11 protein-coding genes are annotated in these 15,612 nt (G+C 69.1%); 3 read left to right on the top strand and 8 right to left on the bottom strand.

The features are described 5' to 3' along the window. Positions 1-9 precede the first annotated feature (9 nt). The 3 genes from HNQ52_RS06975 to HNQ52_RS06965 all read right to left on the bottom strand — a co-directional run bounded on the left by HNQ52_RS06975 (position 10) and on the right by HNQ52_RS06965 (position 3,597). Positions 10-384 carry a VOC family protein gene (locus HNQ52_RS06975; protein WP_183960383.1) on the bottom strand — a complete coding sequence of 125 codons (375 nt, stop codon included), beginning with the start codon at positions 382-384 and terminating at the stop codon, positions 10-12. Positions 385-397: 13 nt separating this feature from the next. Beyond that, positions 398-673: a DUF2277 domain-containing protein gene (locus HNQ52_RS06970; protein WP_183960382.1), complete on the bottom strand. Its 276-nt coding sequence runs from the start codon at positions 671-673 to the stop codon at positions 398-400. Positions 674-846: 173 nt separating this feature from the next. Further along, positions 847-3,597: a TonB-dependent receptor gene (locus tag HNQ52_RS06965; RefSeq protein WP_183960381.1), complete on the bottom strand. Its 2,751-nt coding sequence runs from the start codon at positions 3,595-3,597 to the stop codon at positions 847-849. Between the two features lie 329 nt (positions 3,598-3,926). Between HNQ52_RS06965 and HNQ52_RS06960 the strand changes: the two genes are divergently transcribed. Next, entirely contained in the window at positions 3,927-6,557 is a 2,631-nt protein-coding gene (locus HNQ52_RS06960) for an alpha-amylase family glycosyl hydrolase (protein WP_183960380.1), read from the top strand. Between the two features lie 9 nt (positions 6,558-6,566). On the opposite strand, the gene HNQ52_RS06955 is transcribed toward HNQ52_RS06960, so the two are convergent. The 4 genes from HNQ52_RS06955 to HNQ52_RS06940 all read right to left on the bottom strand — a co-directional run bounded on the left by HNQ52_RS06955 (position 6,567) and on the right by HNQ52_RS06940 (position 11,181). Further along, a complete protein-coding gene (locus HNQ52_RS06955) occupies positions 6,567-7,298 on the bottom strand; it encodes a DUF6445 family protein (protein ID WP_183960379.1) in 732 nt (243 codons plus the stop codon). A gap of 94 nt (positions 7,299-7,392) precedes the next feature. Beyond that, entirely contained in the window at positions 7,393-7,641 is a 249-nt protein-coding gene (locus HNQ52_RS06950) for a type II toxin-antitoxin system HicA family toxin (RefSeq protein WP_183960378.1), read from the bottom strand. Continuing rightward, positions 7,638-7,844: a 2-oxoisovalerate dehydrogenase gene (locus tag HNQ52_RS06945; protein WP_183960377.1), complete on the bottom strand. Its 207-nt coding sequence runs from the start codon at positions 7,842-7,844 to the stop codon at positions 7,638-7,640. The genes HNQ52_RS06950 and HNQ52_RS06945 overlap by 4 nt, the downstream gene beginning before the upstream one ends. Positions 7,845-7,917: 73 nt before the next feature. Continuing rightward, positions 7,918-11,181: a S41 family peptidase gene (locus tag HNQ52_RS06940; RefSeq protein ID WP_183960376.1), complete on the bottom strand. Its 3,264-nt coding sequence runs from the start codon at positions 11,179-11,181 to the stop codon at positions 7,918-7,920. Positions 11,182-11,359: 178 nt separating this feature from the next. Between HNQ52_RS06940 and HNQ52_RS06935 the strand changes: the two genes are divergently transcribed. Both HNQ52_RS06935 and HNQ52_RS06930 read left to right on the top strand, forming a co-directional pair. After that, positions 11,360-13,726, top strand: a complete 2,367-nt coding sequence (locus tag HNQ52_RS06935) for a S9 family peptidase (protein ID WP_183960375.1) — start codon at positions 11,360-11,362, stop codon at positions 13,724-13,726. Positions 13,727-14,114: 388 nt separating this feature from the next. Further along, entirely contained in the window at positions 14,115-14,774 is a 660-nt protein-coding gene (locus HNQ52_RS06930; RefSeq protein WP_183960374.1) for a hypothetical protein, read from the top strand. 8 nt (positions 14,775-14,782) lie between these two features. On the opposite strand, the gene HNQ52_RS06925 is transcribed toward HNQ52_RS06930, so the two are convergent. After that, entirely contained in the window at positions 14,783-15,562 is a 780-nt protein-coding gene (locus HNQ52_RS06925; RefSeq protein WP_183960373.1) for an SDR family oxidoreductase, read from the bottom strand. Between the last annotated feature and the right edge of the window lie 50 nt (positions 15,563-15,612).

The raw sequence follows: 15,612 nt of genomic DNA, 5'->3' as shown, positions 1-15,612 counted from the left end.
GCAATGCCGTCAGCGCCGTTCTTCCATGAGCCCGACGAGGTTGCCGTCGGGATCGCGCACGAAGCCGGTCCACAGCGCGTGGTCCGGCAGCTGTGCGGCCAGTTGCGGCGCGCGCTCGGCGGTGGCGCCGCGCGCCACGATGGCGGCGTAGGTGGCCTCGATGTCCTGCACCTTGAAGTACAGGATCGAGTTCGCGCCCACGGCACCGGCGCCCTGCGGTGTGGTGAGCATGATGCGCACCGGGCCGGCGGCGAGAAAGGCAAGCGTCGGCGCGGGGCTGAAGAGGAAGCTCAGGCCGAGCGCATCGCGGTAGAATGCGAGCGCGCTGTCGACGTCGCTTACCGTGATGGCGACTTGGCCGATGTCGGCGGCGGTGTCGGTCATGTGCGTGTCCTGCTCAGGTGCGGGGTGCGAAGCGCAGCGCGGAACGTTCGCGTGCACGCGCGGCTTCCACGTCGCGGTCGCGCGGGACGGCCTGCGTCACGAGCGAGGCGAGCAGCGTCCGGGCGGCGTCGGTTACCTCGCCCACCGCGGCATCGAATGCGGCCTGGTTGGCTTTCGATGGCGCGTTGAAGCCGCTGAGCTTGCGCACGAACTGCAGCGCGGCGGCCCGCACTTCCTGCTCGGTGGCGGGCGGAGCGAAGTTGAAGAGCGTCTTGATGTTTCGGCACATCGCAGGATCCATCGTCATGGGTCGGCGGACGCCGTGCGCGACGGCGCGCAGACCGCGACGGACGGCATGCCAAGGATAGGCCGATGCGGCGCCGCGATGTGAACATGCCGTGATGAAAAAAACCCGCCGGCGCGAGCCGGCGGGTCCCGAACGCTGACGGCGGGGACGTGCCGTCAGAATTTGTAGGAGACGCCCAGCAGGTACTGGCGGCCGTATTCCTCGTAGCGCTGGGTCAGGCCGTTGCCGGGGAAGTACTGCCGGTACGGTTCGTTGGTGACGTTGTTGGCCTGCAGCAGCACCGAGACGCCGTCGAACGCACCTTCGCCGAACGAGTAGCCGATCTGCAGATCCACCACCGATTCGCCGTCGATGTAGACCTGCGCGCGGTCGGCGCCGAAGCCCTGGATCTCGCCGAGGAAATCCGAGCGCTTGCGCTGGCTCACGCGCGTTGAGAAACCGGCGCGTTCGAAGTACACCGCGATGTTCTGCACCTTCTCCGAGAGCCCCGCGATCGGCTCGTCCGGGCCGTCGGGGCCGAGGCGCTTGATCGAGCTGCTGGTGTCCGAATAGTTGGCGATGAAACCGAAGCCTTCGAGCGCCGGCGTGAACAGGTCGAACGGCACGGAGAGCGAAAACTCATAGCCCTTGATGGTGCCGCCCTCGCCGTTGGCCGGACGGGTGTAGAAACCCACCGGATCGGGCGTGGGGCCTTCGTAACCGTCGGGGATCGGCAGACCGGCGGTGTCGAACGACGTGGTGAGGTCGTACACGTAGGTGCGCAGATCCTTGTAGAAGTAGGCCAGGCTCACGTAACCGCGTTCGGCGAAGTATTTTTCCCAGCTCAGGTCCACCGCGTTGGCGATCCACGGCTCCAGTTCCGGGTTGCCGCCGCTGCGTGTCCAGCGGCCCTGGTTCACGCCGGTGAATTCGAGGCTGGTGTTGTTGTTGGCGCGCATCTGGTCGATGCGCGGGCGTGCCATCTGGCGGCCGAGGCCGAGACGCAACGTGTTGTCCGACGGGAATCCGAACGCGAGGTTGAGGCTCGGCAGGTAGTCGGTGTAGTCGGCGCCGCCGTCGTACGGAATGGCCTCGGCGGCGTTGCCCTGCAGCACGATGAAGCCGTTCGAGCTCTGGTCGGTCTGCACCGCCTGCACGCCGATGTTGCCGCGCATGCCGACCGAACCCAGGTCGGTATCGATGTTGAGCTGGGCGTAGCCGGTGGTCATCTTTTCCTGCACCGTCCACTGCTTGTTGACGATGTCGGCGTTGATGTTGTCGCGCAGGGTGTAGAACTGCGCGAGCACATCGTTGATGTCGTACGCGAGGCTGCCCGGGATGCCGCTGAAGCTCAGGTCCACCGGGTTCAGCAGCAGGCCGCCGGGCACGGTGGTCTCGTCGGCCAGCAGGTCGAGGAAGGCCTCCGGCACGCTGCGGGTTTTCTCGCGATCGGCGTAGTTGAGGCCGAACTCCACGCTGCGGAACGGGCCGTCCGCGAACGAGCGCTCGACGCTGCCGCGGTACGAGGTGAGCTCGTCTTCCACCTGCGGCGTCTTGATGTAGCCGTCCTGGCCCCAGCCGCCCGGATCGGTGAGCACGACGTAGGCCGGATCGGTGTAGTCCGCGCCGAAGCTCAGCGACGGCGGGCCCTCGGGATCGAGGCGGAAGTCGACCGTGTCGAACACGCCCGCACGCGCGCCGGCGTAGGTTTCGAGAATGCTTTCGTTGCGGTCGGCTTTCGAATGGCTGAGGTCGAGTTCGGCGCTCCAGTCCTCGGAGAAGGTGAACTGGTTGTTCCAGCCGATGGCGAAGAGCTTGTCGTCGCCTTCGTTGAGATCGTTGCGGATCACCGGCCGCACGCCGGTAAAGGTGCCGCCGACCACCGCGCCGTTTTCGACGACGGGGTTGATCAGTTGCGCGCCGGACCAGCCCAGGCCCGCTTCGAGGAAGCGCGTGGTTTCGGCCTTCTCGAACTTCGAGTAGTACACGTCCAGCACGGTGGAGTAGGTGTCGCTCGCGTTGAATTCGAGCACGCCCATCAGGCCCTGGCGCACGTTGTCGGTGGACGAGGCCATCGACTTGCTGCCGCCGAGCACGAAGTTGCCGGGCGAGCCGGCGTTGTCGGTCGGGTAGCCGTAGGATTCCCAGCGTTCGGCCTGGCCCGGCGAATCCAGGCGCGCGTAACCGAGCGCGATGCCGAGGCGGTCGTCGGCGAACTGGTCGACGTAGAACGCGCTGACGCGGCTGCCCATGTCGTCCGAATCGCCGTTGAGTTCGCCGAGCGAATTTTTCTCGCCGCGCACGTTGAACGCGACGGTGCGGTCGAGGAACGACAGCGGCCGCACCGTGCGCAGGTCGACCGTGCCCGAGAGGCCCTGGCCGACGAGCGAGGCGTCCGGCGTCTTGTACACCACCACCTGGTTGATCAGCTCGGACGGGAACTGGTCGAACTCCACGCCGCGGTTGTCGCCCACGCTGACCTGCTCGCGGCCGTTGAGCAGGGTGGTGCCGTAGTCGCTCGACAGGCCGCGGATGCTGACGGTGGACGCGCGCCCGGCCACGCGCTGCGCGGCAAGGCCGGGCAGGCGCGCGATGGAGTCGGCGATGGAGATGTCGGGCAGCTTGCCGAGATCTTCGGACGAGACCACGTCGACGATGGAGGTGGATTCGCGCTTGACCTCGATCGCGCTTTCGATGCCGGCGCGAATGCCGGTGACGACGACCTGGTCGAGCTCGGTGGCTTCGCCGTCGTCGCGCGTGCGGGTGTCGGCGTCGACCTGCGCGACGAGGGTTGCGGTGTCCAGCGCCTGCGCGTCGCCGTCGGCGGGCGGCGGTGCGGCCGCCGACTGTGCGTGCGCGGCCTGCGCGGTCACCAGGATTGCCGACGCCAACGCTGCGCTCAGCAGGTTGCGCTTGAGAATCAACATGTGCCCCTCCACTGCGGATTTTCCGGTTGTCGTGGAGCCGGCCCGCCTCCCTCGGGCGGTTGTGTCCGGCACCCGTCTGCAGGCGGCGAATGCCACTTGCGCAACGTGCGGCGATGGTATCCCTCCGCTTTGCAATGCAGCGGGCATTGCATACGTATTCATGCAAGGCGCAGGTTTGCCGGCGCGGTTTGCTCGCAGAATCGCCGGGATGCCGGGCACCGACCGGCGTCCGGCGTCGCGACTGGAGCAGCTCGCCGGACGTGCGGCGCAGGGCGTTGCCGCCGGCCGACCTCGGCGTTCGCCACGCCACGCATGCAGGAGACGGCGCAATGGTGCGAGCGATGCTGGTGCTGTGCGCGACCGTGCTCGCGGGCTGTGCCACGCCCCCGGCGCCGGACGATGCGCCGCTGCTGCACGTGCCCTCGCCCGACTGGCGGGACCAAGTCATCTACTTCGCGATGATCGATCGTTTCGACGACGGCGATCCGTCCAACAACGACCAGGGCGCAGGCGAATTCGATCCGACCGACGGCGCGCGTTACAGCGGCGGCGATCTGGCCGGGCTCGCGCGGCGGCTCGACTACATCCAGGGCCTTGGCGCCACCGCGCTGTGGATCACGCCGCCGGTCGCACACCAGTGGTGGGACGGCAGCGTGGGTTACGGCGGTTACCACGGTTACTGGGCGGAGAACTTCGTCGAGGTGGACGCGCATTTCGGCGATCTGGAGCGCTACCGCGCGCTGTCGGACGGGCTGCATCGGCGCGGCATGTATCTGGTGCAGGACGTGGTGGTGAACCATGTCGGCAATTTCTTCCGCTACGACGCGCCGCCGCCGGCGGACGATCCGTCGCGCGGCGTGACGTTCAATCCTGCGTCACGTCCGCACCCCGCGCCGACGCAGCCGCCGTTCGACCGCAACGATCCGCGCCGCGCGGCCGACCGCGCCGCGGCGATCTACCACTGGACGCCGGACATCGTCGATTTCGCCGATCCGCTGCAGGAACGCGACTGGCAACTCGCGGGCCTGGATGACTTGAACACCGAGAGTCCCACCGTGCAGCGCGCGTTGCGCCGGAGCTACGCCCACTGGATCCGCGCCGTGGGCGTGGACGCGTTCCGCGTCGACACGGCGTACTACGTGGCGCCGGCGTTCTTCGACGACTTCCTGCGCGCCGACGACCCCGCCGCACCGGGCATCGCGCGCGTCGCCGCGGACACCGGCCGCGACGACTTCCACGTGTTCGGCGAAGGTTTCGGCATCGACCTGCCCTTCGACGACGCGCAGGCGCGCAAGATCGACAGCTACATGCGCAGCACCGACGGCACGCCGCTGCTGCCGGGCATGATCAACTTTCCGCTGTACGGCAGCACGCTCGACGTGTTCGCGCGCGGCCGTCCCACGGCCGTGCTCGGGCACCGCATCCGCAACATGCTCTCTGTGCATGCCGATCCGCACCGCATGCCGACCTTCGTCGACAACCACGACGTGGAACGTTTCCTCGCCGGCGGCAGCGAGGCGGCACTGAAGCAGAGCCTGCTGCTGATGCTGACCCTGCCCGGCATTCCGGTGATCTACTACGGCACCGAACAGGGCTTCACCGCGCCGCGCGCGGCGATGTTCGCGGGCGGATTCGGTGCAGAAGGGCGCTCGCATTTCGACCGCGAGGCACCGCTGTACCGCTACCTGCAGCGCGCGATCGCATTGCGGCGCGAGCATCGCGTGCTGTCGCGCGGCACCCCGACGGTGCTGGCCGACAACACCGCCGCGCCGGGTGCGCTGGCGTACACGATGCGCCACGGCGATGCGGCGGCGCTGGTGCTGCTCAACTCCGCCTCGCACCCGACGCTGCTCGCGGACGCAACGACCGGGCTCGCGCCGCACGCCGCGCTGCGGCACGTGTTCTCCATTGATGGTGCTTCGATCGACGATGCTGCGATCGACGGCGCCGCGCCAGCGCTGTCCGTCGATGCCGACGGTCGCATCACTGCGGTACTGCCGCCGCACAGCGGACAGGTGTGGATGCTCGACGGGAGCCGCACCACACCGTCGCCGGCGTCGCCGTCCGCCCGGCTGACGCTCGATCCGCTGCCGGCCGCACAGGACACGCTGCTGGCCAGCGGCCACGCCGACGGAATCGACGAGGTGCTGCTGGTGATCGACGGCGACCTGGAGCGCGCGGTGCGCGCGCGCGTCGATGCGCAGGGAAGGTGGCAGGCGCGCGTCGACACCGCGCGCTTCGTCGATCCGGCGGTCGAGCACCGCGTGCTGGCGTGGTCGCCGGCCGCACACGCCGTCTCGACGTCGCGCGCGCTGCGCGTGGTCCGCACATGGCAAACGCAGGTGGCGATGGCCGATGCCGACGAAGACGATGCAGGCCCGCACGGCGCGTATCGCTATCCGAGCGATCCCGCGTGGCAGACGCACCGTCCGCTCGACCTGCGCCGCGTGGCGGTCGCGACCTCCGGCGGCTCGCTGCGCATCGAGATCGCACTGCGCGACGTGGTGCAGTTGTGGAATGCGCCGAACGGTTTCGATCACCTCGCGCTGACCGTGTTCCTCGAATTGCCCGGCCGCGCCGGCGGCCTGCGTGCAATGCCGCTGCAGAACGCCGAACTGCCGGACGGCATGCGCTGGCATTACCGGCTGCGGACCGGCGGCTGGACGAACGCGCTGTTTGCGTCCGACGGCGCGTCCGCGTCGGACGAAGGCCGGCGCGTGGCCGCCGGTGCCTCGCTGCACGTGGATCGCGACGCGGACACGATCGTGCTGACGCTGCCCTCCGATGCGATCGGCGATCCCGCCTCGCTTGCCGGCGCGCGCCTGCTCGTCACCACCTGGGACTACGACGGCGGTTATCGCCGCTTGCAGCCCGACGGATCGCCGCATGCCTTCGGCGGCGGCGACGGCGCGCGCGAACCGCTGTGGATGGACAGCAGCGGCGTCATCGCCTTGCCGTAGGCCGCGGCCTCAGCGCGCCGCGCGGCGGCAGACGAAGAAACCGTTGAGCGTGAGCCGTCCGTGCGATGGATCGTCGCTCAGGCGTTCGGGCGCGGCGATGTCGCTGCCGTGGAACACCGCGCCGCCGTCGTAGAACACGATGCGGTTGAAGCGCGGCGGGATCGACGCGGTTTTCTCGAACCAGTCGTTGGACTGCGTCATGTAGCCCGGCGCGATGCCGTACTTCGCGGTGAAATCCCGCGGCGCAAGCACGCCCGACTCGTGCACGAGCACGTCGGTGTCGCGCGCGCCGCGCCGAGGCACGAAAAAGGCCGTGCCGCCGAGCGACGCGTCGCGGAACAGGTACAGCACGCAGGCGGCCACCAGCACGTCCGGCGCCGGATCGAGACGGTCGCGATGGCAGATCCACTGGCGCGGTTCCAGTTGCGCCGGCGTGCGCGTGGCCAGCGCGAGGCGGCTGTACATGCGCTGCGTGCGGCGCGCGCCGAGCGCGGCGCGCACATGCTGCGCGAAGAACGCGTCGAGCTGCGCGGACAGCGCGTCCGGCAGGCGCAGCTCGCCGCCGGGGTAGGCATTGTGCGGCTGCGGCACGAATGCCGCGCGATGCTGTGCGGCAAGCGCGACCCAGCGTTGCGGCTGCGTCAGCGCCTCGTCGATGACGAGCGCCACGTGGCCGGGGGCGATCGGCACGCGCTCGATGCGCGGCTGCGGACGGAAGACGAAGAACGGCCCATCGTGCATCAGAACGGACTCGACGCGATCCGTGCCTTCGCAGCGACGGTTTCGCCAGCGAAGCAAGGCCGCAACGAAACCCGCACTGTTCGTTCCTGTTCCATCACCGATCGGCGAGAATCTTCAACAACATCTCGCGCGACAGTCCGCGTGCTGCCGCCACGCTGGCGAGGATCGCCGCAAGCGTGCCGAGCTTGAGCGGCGAATGGTTGGGCACGGTCAGCAAATGCGGACAGGCCGGATCCTCGCTTCGCAGGCGGACATGGCTGCCGGACTGCCGGACGACGACATACCCGATGCGGCCCAGCGCCTTGATGAGTTCCGGAGCGTCCATGTCCCGCGGGAACTTCACGCGGCGAGCACCTCGTCGCGCACGTAGTGCAGCCGGATGACCGATGGCCCCGCGCCGGCGTCGAAATGCACGCGGACCGCATCGCGCACTTCCTCGCGCAAGGCTTCGAGCGTCTCGGCCTGGGTGAAGATCGATTCGCCAAGCGCGCGTGCGCTGTATCCGCCTTCGGGCGCTTCCTCCACCAGAAACACGATCTCGTTCATGTCGACGGCTCCTTGTGGACGCCGATCTTACGCAAAAGCGCCCGGGCATTGCGCGCCGGGCGCTCGCATCGCATCAGCGCGTCGGCGGCGGAAACTGCGTCGGGGCCGGCGGCGCCACCACCGGTGGCGGCGGATTGGCTTCGAGTTCGGCGAGCAGTTCCTGCACCGCGCGTTCGATGCTCGGGTCGCGGCCGGCGTGGATCAGTTCGGGGCGGTCGATCACTTCGATGTCCGGCGCCACGCCCTGGTTCTCCACCGCCCAGCGGCCGTCGGTGTCCATGAAGCTGAAGGTCGCGGCGAGGATGCTGCCGTTGTCGGCCAGCGACGGATTGCCGCTGATGCCGATCAGCCCGCCCCAGGTGCGCGTGCCGATGATCTTGCCCAGGCCCAGCTTGCGGAAGTAGTACGGCAGGGCGTCGCCGCCGGAGCTCGACAGACCGTTGATCAGCATCGCCTTCGGGCCGCGGTGGTGCAGCAGCGGCGTGGCGTTCGGATCGAGGCCGCGCTGCTTCCAGTAGTTCAGCGGCTGGCGCGCGAGCAGTTCGATCAGGCGATCGGGAATGAAGCCGCCGCCGTTGTAGCGGTCGTCGATGATCAGCGCGTCCTTGGCGTTGTAGGCATTCATCCCGCGGAACATCTCGCGGCTGCCTTCCACCGCGGTGTTCGGCACGTGGATGTAGCCGATGCGGCCGTCGCTGAGGCGATCGACCATGCGCCGACGCTCCTGCACCCAGTCGAGATAGCGCAGCTCGCGTTCGTCGGCGATGGTGCGCACCAGTACCTCGCGTGCGCCCGTCTCCTGCGCGGTGGCGTTCACGCGCAGGCTCACGGTGCGGTCGGCCTTGCCTTCGAGCAGGCGGTAGACGTTGTCCACGCCGCGCGTGCTGACGTTGTCGATGGCGAGAATGAGATCGCCCTCCTTCACGTTCACGCCCTGCGCTGTCAGCGGCGAACGCGTGCGTGGTTCCCAGTTCTCGCTCGCGAAGATTTTTGCGATGCGCGCGTAGCCGCTGGCGTCGGTGACGAGTTCGGCACCGAGTTTTCCGCCCGGGCGCCGCTCCACGGCCGGCTGGTCGCCACCCTGCACGTAGACGTGGCCGGAGTTCAGTTCGCCGGCGATTTCCTGGAAGAGGTAGTCGAGGTCGCCGCGCGTGGCCACGTGCGCCACCAGCGGTTCGTACTTGGCGCGGATCGCGGGCCAGTCCTGGCCGTGCATGCCGGGGTCGTAGAACCAGTCGCGCAGGATGCGCCACGCGTCCACGTACATCTGCTGCCACTCGCGTCGGGGTTCGATGCGCAGCTCCATGCGTTCGAGCGCGAGCTTGTGCTTGTCGAACTCGGCGCCGGGCTTGGCATCGACGATGGCGTAGTTGCTGCCCTGCGACAGCAGCAGCTTGCTGCCGTCGGCCGAGAGCGTGTAGCCGCCGACCTTCGCGACCGCCTCGGGCTTGCTGTCGGGCTCGAGCGCGAGGAAGCGCAGCTCGTTGCCGGCCGCACCGTCGCCGATGGCCACGAAGAACACGCCGTCGGCGTTCGCGGCAAGGCCGGCGTAGTTGCCCGACGGCGCGTTGAGCGCGACCACGCGCTGGTTGAAGCCGGGGATGTCCACGCGCAGCGGCTGCGGCTTCGTTGCGGGCTTCTTCTCGTCGTCCTTGGACTCGCCGGCGTCGGCGGCCGGCTGGACCTCGTCGCTTTGCGGCGAATACAGCGCCGGGCCGTCGGCGGCCAGCGTCGCGGCGTAGATGCGCGTGGCGTCGCGGTAGAGGAAGTTGAACTCGTAGGCGCTGAAGGCGAGGTTGTAGTCGCGGTTGGAGAGGAAGTAGAGATAGCGGCCCTTCGGATCGAACACCGGGTTGCGCTCGCTGGTGTCGTCCGGCGTGAGCTGGCGTGCCTCGCGCGTGTCGAGCGAATACAGCCAGATCGAGCTGTTGCCGCTGGCATTGGACTTCACGTACGCGAGCCAGCGGCTGTCGGGCGAGAAGCGGTAGTCGGTGATGTCTTCCTTGGTGCTGGTGTCGGCGTCGGTGGTGGCGCCCGTGGCCACGTCGACGATGCGCAGGCGCTGCTTCTTGTCGCCGTACGCGAGCTTGGACGAATCGGGCGACCACACCGGCGCGAAGCGCCAGATGTCGCCGTCGGTGGTGACGCGGCGCGCGGCGCCCTTGCCGTCCTGGGGACGCACGTAGAGTTCGTACTCGCCGGTGGCGTCGGACAGGTAGGCCACCGTCCTGCCGTCCGGCGACCACGACACGCTGTGCTCGCGCGCGTCCGGCGTCATCGTGATGTTGCGCGGCTCGCCGTTTTTCGCCGGCGCGGTGAAGATGTCGCCGCGCGCGGCGAACACCGCGCGTTCGCCCGCGGGCGACAGGTCGAACGATTCGACGAAGTCGGCCGCCTTGACGAAGCGCGGCTGCGTGCCCGGCGTGTCGCCGGCGACGCGGATCGGCACCTCGGCAGCCTGGCTGGTGGCCGGGTCGAAGCGCCAGATCGCACCGCCCTTCTCGAACACCAGCGCGTCGCTGCCCGCGCTCGGCCAGAGGATGTCGAAATCCGCGAACTGCGTGAGCTTCGTGGCCGGTCCGCCCTGCGGCGGCATCGAGTAGAGATTGAGCGTGCTGTCGTTGCGGTCGGACACGAAGTAGATCGTGTCGCCGATCCACATCGGCTGGTGGTCGGTGGCGCGATCGTTGGTGAGTTGCAGCGACGTGTTGGCGGCGAGGTCGTAGATCCACACGTCCTGCGCGCGGCCGCCGCGGTAGCGCTTCCAGCTGCGGAAGTCGCGGTCGATCGGGGTGTAGACGAACTTGCTGCCGTCCGGGCTCAGCATGCCGCCGCCCGATTCGGGCATCGGCATCGGCGTCTCGTTGCCGCCGGCCACCGGCACGAGGTAGGGGCGACCGGCGCGCTCGTCGTACGGCAGCCGGTTCATGCGCACCACGATGTTTTTGCCGTCCGGCGTCCAGTCGAGCACGCGGTTGTCGGTGCCGCCGCGCGGCGGCATCGCGCCGACGTCGCCGTACCAGGTGAGCTGGCGCGGTTCGCCGCCGGTGCTGGGCATCACGAACACCTGGCGCGTGCCGTTGTACTCGGCCGAGAACGCGATCTGGCTGCCGTCGGGCGAGAATTTCGGATACAGCTCCGCGCCCGGATGCGAGGTGAGCCGCAGGGCCGTGCCGCCGCCCGCATTCACCACGTAGATGTCGCCCGCATACACGAACGCGATGCGCTCGCCCTGGATGTCCGGGAAGCGCAGCAGTTTCGTGGGACTGTCGGCGTGGGCGGCGGGGGCGCCCGCGGCGAGCAGGCTGGCGACGGACAGGGCGGCGAGGCGTTTCATGCGATTCCCGTGGACTCGGACAAGCGTCGGAGTATGCCGCAAGGTCGCGATGCGCCCACTGCCGGAAGTCGGGGGGCGAACGCGGTGGAACGACGCCGCGCCACGGCCGGCCTGCAGGGCTGCGACCCCGGCCGCCTGTACACTTGCACCCCCTCGTCGACCACGCCGGAAGCGATCCATGCGCCTGACTGCCCTCGCCCTCTTGCTGTTGCCGCTGTCGTCCGTGCAGGCCGCGACGCCGCTGACGATGGAACAGATCATGGCCGATCCGGACTGGATCGGGCCGGCGGTGGAATCGCCGTACTGGAGCCTGGACGGCAAACGCGTGCTGTATTCGCTCAAGCGCGAGGGCAGTCCGCTGCGCGACGTGCATGCGGTCGACGTTGCCACCGGCACGTCGAGCAAGCTCGACGACGCTGCGCTCGCCTCGCTCGACGGCGGCGAGCCGGTGTACGAACCGGGCAGCCGCAACCGCGTGCTGTTCGTGCGCAACGGCGACGTGTTCCTGCGCGACCGGGCGAGCGGTGCGCTGACGCAGCTCACCCGCACCGACGCGGTCGAATCCTCGCCGCGCTTCCGCGCCGACGGGCGCGCGGCCCTGTTCCAGTCCGGCGACGACTGGATGAGCGTGGACCTGGGCACGCGCCTGGTCTCGACGCTTGCGGTGCTGAAGACCGAAAAGGACCCGGACGCGGCCCCAGAACCCGATGCCTTGCGCGACATGCAGCTGCGGCTGATCGCGACGCTCGCGAAGGAGCGCGCCGACCGCGACGCGCTCAAGGCCCAGGACGCGGCGCGGCGCGGCGTGGACCCGAGCCGTGCGCCGGCGCCGATCTACCTCGGCGAAAAGCTCCGGATCGTGTCGTCGGCGCTGTCGCCCGACGCGCGCTGGCTGCTGGTCGCCACCGCGCCGCAGGGCGACGAGGCCACCGACGGCCGCGGCGGCAAGATGCCCAGGTACGTCACAGAATCCGGCTACGAGGAAGTGGAGGACGTGCGCACGCGCGTCGGCCGCAACGCGCCGCAGCCGCACACGCTGTGGCGCGTGGATCTGGTCACGCGCGCGATCACGCAGTTCAAGACCGATCCCCTGCCGGGCATCGCCGTCGACCCGCTGGCGGAGTTGCGCAGGAAGGCCGGCAAGGACGCGCTCGAAGGCAACCGCGGCACGCGCGTGGAGGGCCTGCGCTTCAGCGCCGACGGCACGCGCGCGGCAGTGATGCTGCGCTCGATCGACATGAAGGACCGCTGGATCGCCACGGTGACCGCCCAGGCCACCGCACTGGCCCCGCTGCACCGGCTCAGCAACAGCGCGTGGTCGAGCTGGGATTTCAACGAATTCGACTGGCTGCCGGACAACCGCACGCTGTGGTACCTGTCGGAGGAGACGGGCTTCTCGCACCTGTACACGGTGGTGCCGGGCAGCAAGCCGACCAAACTCACCAAGGGCCGCTGGGAAGTGTCCGGCGCCACGCTGTCGGCCGACGGCACGCGCTTCCTGTTCCTGTGCAACCGCACCTGGCCGGGCGATTACGAAGTCTGCGCCAAGCCGCTCGACGGCGGCGCCATCGGCGAGCTGACGGCACTCGACGGCGTGGAGGGTTTCGAGCAGTCGCCCGACGGCAGGCAGCTGCTGGTGCGGTATTCGTCGAGCTACCTGCCGCAGCAGATCGCGCTGGTGCCGGCCGCGGGCGGCGAGGCGCGCGTGCTCACCGACACGCGCAACGCCGCGTTCCGCGCCATCGACTGGCTGCAGCCGCGCATCGTGCAGGTGCCGTCGAGCCACGTGAAATCGCCGATCTGGTCGAAGTTCTACCGGCCGCAGACGCTGGAACCGGGCCGGAAATATCCGATCGTGCTGTTCGTGCACGGCGCGGGCTACCTGCAGAACACGCACGCGAAGTACCCGAACTATTTCCGCGAGCAGATGTTCCACAACCTGCTGGTGCAGCAGGGTTACCTCGTGCTCGACATGGACTACCGCGCGTCCGCCGGCTACGGCCGCGACTGGCGCACCGCCATCTACCGCCAGATGGGCCACCCGGAACTCGAAGATCTCGTCGACGGCGTGAACTGGCTGGTGACCGAGCAGCAGGGCGATGCGGACAACGTGGGCGTGTACGGCGGCTCGTACGGCGGCTTCATGACCTTCATGGCGCTGTTCCGTGCGCCGGAAGTCTTCAAGGCCGGCGCCGCGCTGCGGCCGGTGACGGACTGGACACAGTACAACCACGACTACACCGCGGCCATCCTCAACACCCCGGACATCGACCCCGAGGCGTATGCGCGCAGCTCGCCGATCGAATACGCCGACGCGTTCCGCGGGCACATGCTGATTGCGCACGGGATGATCGACGACAATGTCTTCTACCAGGACTCGGTGCGGCTGGCGCAGCGCCTGATCGAGCTGAAGAAGGAGAACTGGGAGCTTGCGAGCTATCCGCTGGAGCGGCATGCCTTCGTGCATGCGGATGCGTGGCTGGACGAGTACCGGCGCGTGTACAAGCTGTTCGAGCGGACGTTGAAGCCTGCGGCGCAGCGCTGAGGGCGTGCGCTGATCCCTTTTCCCGGCGAGAGAGGGAACCAAGCCAGGTGGGCGGCGGCGGCCGGTAGCATCGTGGCGCAGAGCCGTTTCCGCCGGGTGAACGAGAGCGCGCTGTGCTGCGTGCCCCCTTCCGCCTGCCGGCACCTTCCCCCGCAAGCGGGAGAAGGATCCGGCGAGGTAACGTCGAGAGGGCGACCGGTCTTTGGCGTTCTAGGCGACGCACGATTCAGTCCCGGAGGCCGTCCCGTCACCGGACTTCTGCGGCGACGATCGAGGCGATCCTTCTCCCGCTTGCGGGGGAAGGTGCCGGCAGGCGGAAGGGGGTCGGGGACCCGGACTCGTCGGCGTGAAGCAAGCCGCTTCATCCCCGCCGCGGCACAATGCCGGCATGCACGTTCGTACGCTCGCCGCCATCATTGTCCTGCTCGCAGCCACCGCAGCGCAGGCGGACGTTGTGATTTACCGCTGCACGAACGATGGCGGCGCCGTGCGGCAACAGGACACGCCCTGCCGCAGCGGCGAGAACCAGCAACGCCGCACGTTGCCGTTGCCGACATTCCCCGTCACCGCGCCACCGGCCAGCCCACCGCCTGCGGCATCCGCACCACCCGGGGCACCGCCACCCACGAACGAATCGTCCGTTCGCCGCGCGCCCGCAGCGCTGTTCCTGTGCCAACACGGCGAAAGCAACCAGACCTACGAAAGCACCACCGGCATCCCGCAACGCCGTTGGGTGCCGCTGTGGGCGCTCGACGCCGACCCGCGCGCCCCGCGCACCGCACTCGATCCGACCACCATCGGCCGCACCAGTCCGCTGCGTCGCAACGCGCGCGATGGCGTGCCGGCGCTGCAGGTGAACGCGCTGACGCTGGGCACCTGGGTGGACGATGTCTGCACGCCGCTCTCGCCCGCACAGATCTGCGCCCGCCGCCGCGCCGCGCTCGACGACTACGGCCGCCGCATCTTCAACGCCGGCCAGTCCGAAGGCGATGCCCTGCGTGCGGAAGAACGCGCATTGCGCGCGCAGCTGGCGCAGGAGTGCGACTAGCCGCCGGGTCAGAAGCCGTAGCGCAGGAATCCGCCGTCGACCGCGATGCATTGGCCCGTGATGTAGCTGGCGGCCGGCAGGCACAGGAACGCCACCGCCGCGGCGACCTCCTCGGGCTCGCCGACGCGGCGCATCGGCGTGCGATCGATCACTTCATCGTAGTAGTCCGGATCGGCGAGCGCGTCGGACGTGCGCCGCGTGCGGATGTACCACGGCGCCACGCAGTTCACCCGCACGCCGTCCTCGGCCCACTCCGCCGCAAGATTGCAGGTGAGCTGGTGCAGCGCGGCCTTGCTCATGCCGTACGGCGCGCCGGTGCGCACCGCGGTGGCGCCGGACACCGAGCCGATATTGACGATGGTCGAACTCGCGTGCCGCGTGAGCAGCGGATGCGCGAAGCGGCTCAGCTCGAAGGCGGCGTGCACGTTGGTTTCGAAGATCGCACGCCATTCGTCGTCTTCGTAGTCGACCGCGGCCTTCACCACGTTGCTGCCGACATTGTTGACGAGGATCTGCAGCCCGTCGCCGAGGTCCTCGATCCAGTCGAAGAGTTCCTGGCGCTGCTCGGCGTCGCTCACGTCGGCGGCGAAGGCGCGCACGCGGCGGCCGTCGAATTCGTCCTCGAGTTCGTCGCGCCGCTGCGCGAGCAGGTCGCCGTCGCGCGCCACCAGCAGTACGTCGGCGCCGAAGCCGAGCAGCTCGCGTGCGATCGCAAGACCGATGCCGGCGCTGGCGCCGGTGATCAGGGCGGTCTGTCCGTTGAGGCGCCAGCGGCGGTCGTGCGGCATGCGATGTCTCCGGAACGCGGCCGCGCTAGGATAGGAGAAACCGCTTCCGG

Source organism: Chiayiivirga flava (assembly GCF_014202825.1).
GTDB classification, from domain to species: domain Bacteria; phylum Pseudomonadota; class Gammaproteobacteria; order Xanthomonadales; family Xanthomonadaceae; genus Chiayiivirga; species Chiayiivirga flava.
Note: the sequence above shows the minus strand (reverse complement) of the source record. Positions and strands in the feature narration are given on the sequence as shown.

What these genes read in the sequence shown, in the direction of transcription:
- HNQ52_RS06975 (WP_183960383.1), bottom strand. Translation starts at nt 384, where the DNA reads ATGACCGACACCGCCGCCGACATCGGCCAAGTCGCCATCACGGTAAGC.
- HNQ52_RS06955 (WP_183960379.1), bottom strand. Translation starts at nt 7,298, where the DNA reads ATGCACGATGGGCCGTTCTTCGTCTTCCGTCCGCAGCCGCGCATCGAG.
- HNQ52_RS06925 (WP_183960373.1), bottom strand. Translation starts at nt 15,562, where the DNA reads ATGCCGCACGACCGCCGCTGGCGCCTCAACGGACAGACCGCCCTGATC.
- HNQ52_RS06930 (WP_183960374.1), top strand. Translation starts at nt 14,115, where the DNA reads ATGCACGTTCGTACGCTCGCCGCCATCATTGTCCTGCTCGCAGCCACC.
- HNQ52_RS06935 (WP_183960375.1), top strand. Translation starts at nt 11,360, where the DNA reads ATGCGCCTGACTGCCCTCGCCCTCTTGCTGTTGCCGCTGTCGTCCGTG.
- HNQ52_RS06945 (WP_183960377.1), bottom strand. Translation starts at nt 7,844, where the DNA reads ATGAACGAGATCGTGTTTCTGGTGGAGGAAGCGCCCGAAGGCGGATAC.
- HNQ52_RS06940 (WP_183960376.1), bottom strand. Translation starts at nt 11,181, where the DNA reads ATGAAACGCCTCGCCGCCCTGTCCGTCGCCAGCCTGCTCGCCGCGGGC.
- HNQ52_RS06960 (WP_183960380.1), top strand. Translation starts at nt 3,927, where the DNA reads ATGGTGCGAGCGATGCTGGTGCTGTGCGCGACCGTGCTCGCGGGCTGT.
- HNQ52_RS06965 (WP_183960381.1), bottom strand. Translation starts at nt 3,597, where the DNA reads ATGTTGATTCTCAAGCGCAACCTGCTGAGCGCAGCGTTGGCGTCGGCA.
- HNQ52_RS06970 (WP_183960382.1), bottom strand. Translation starts at nt 673, where the DNA reads ATGTGCCGAAACATCAAGACGCTCTTCAACTTCGCTCCGCCCGCCACC.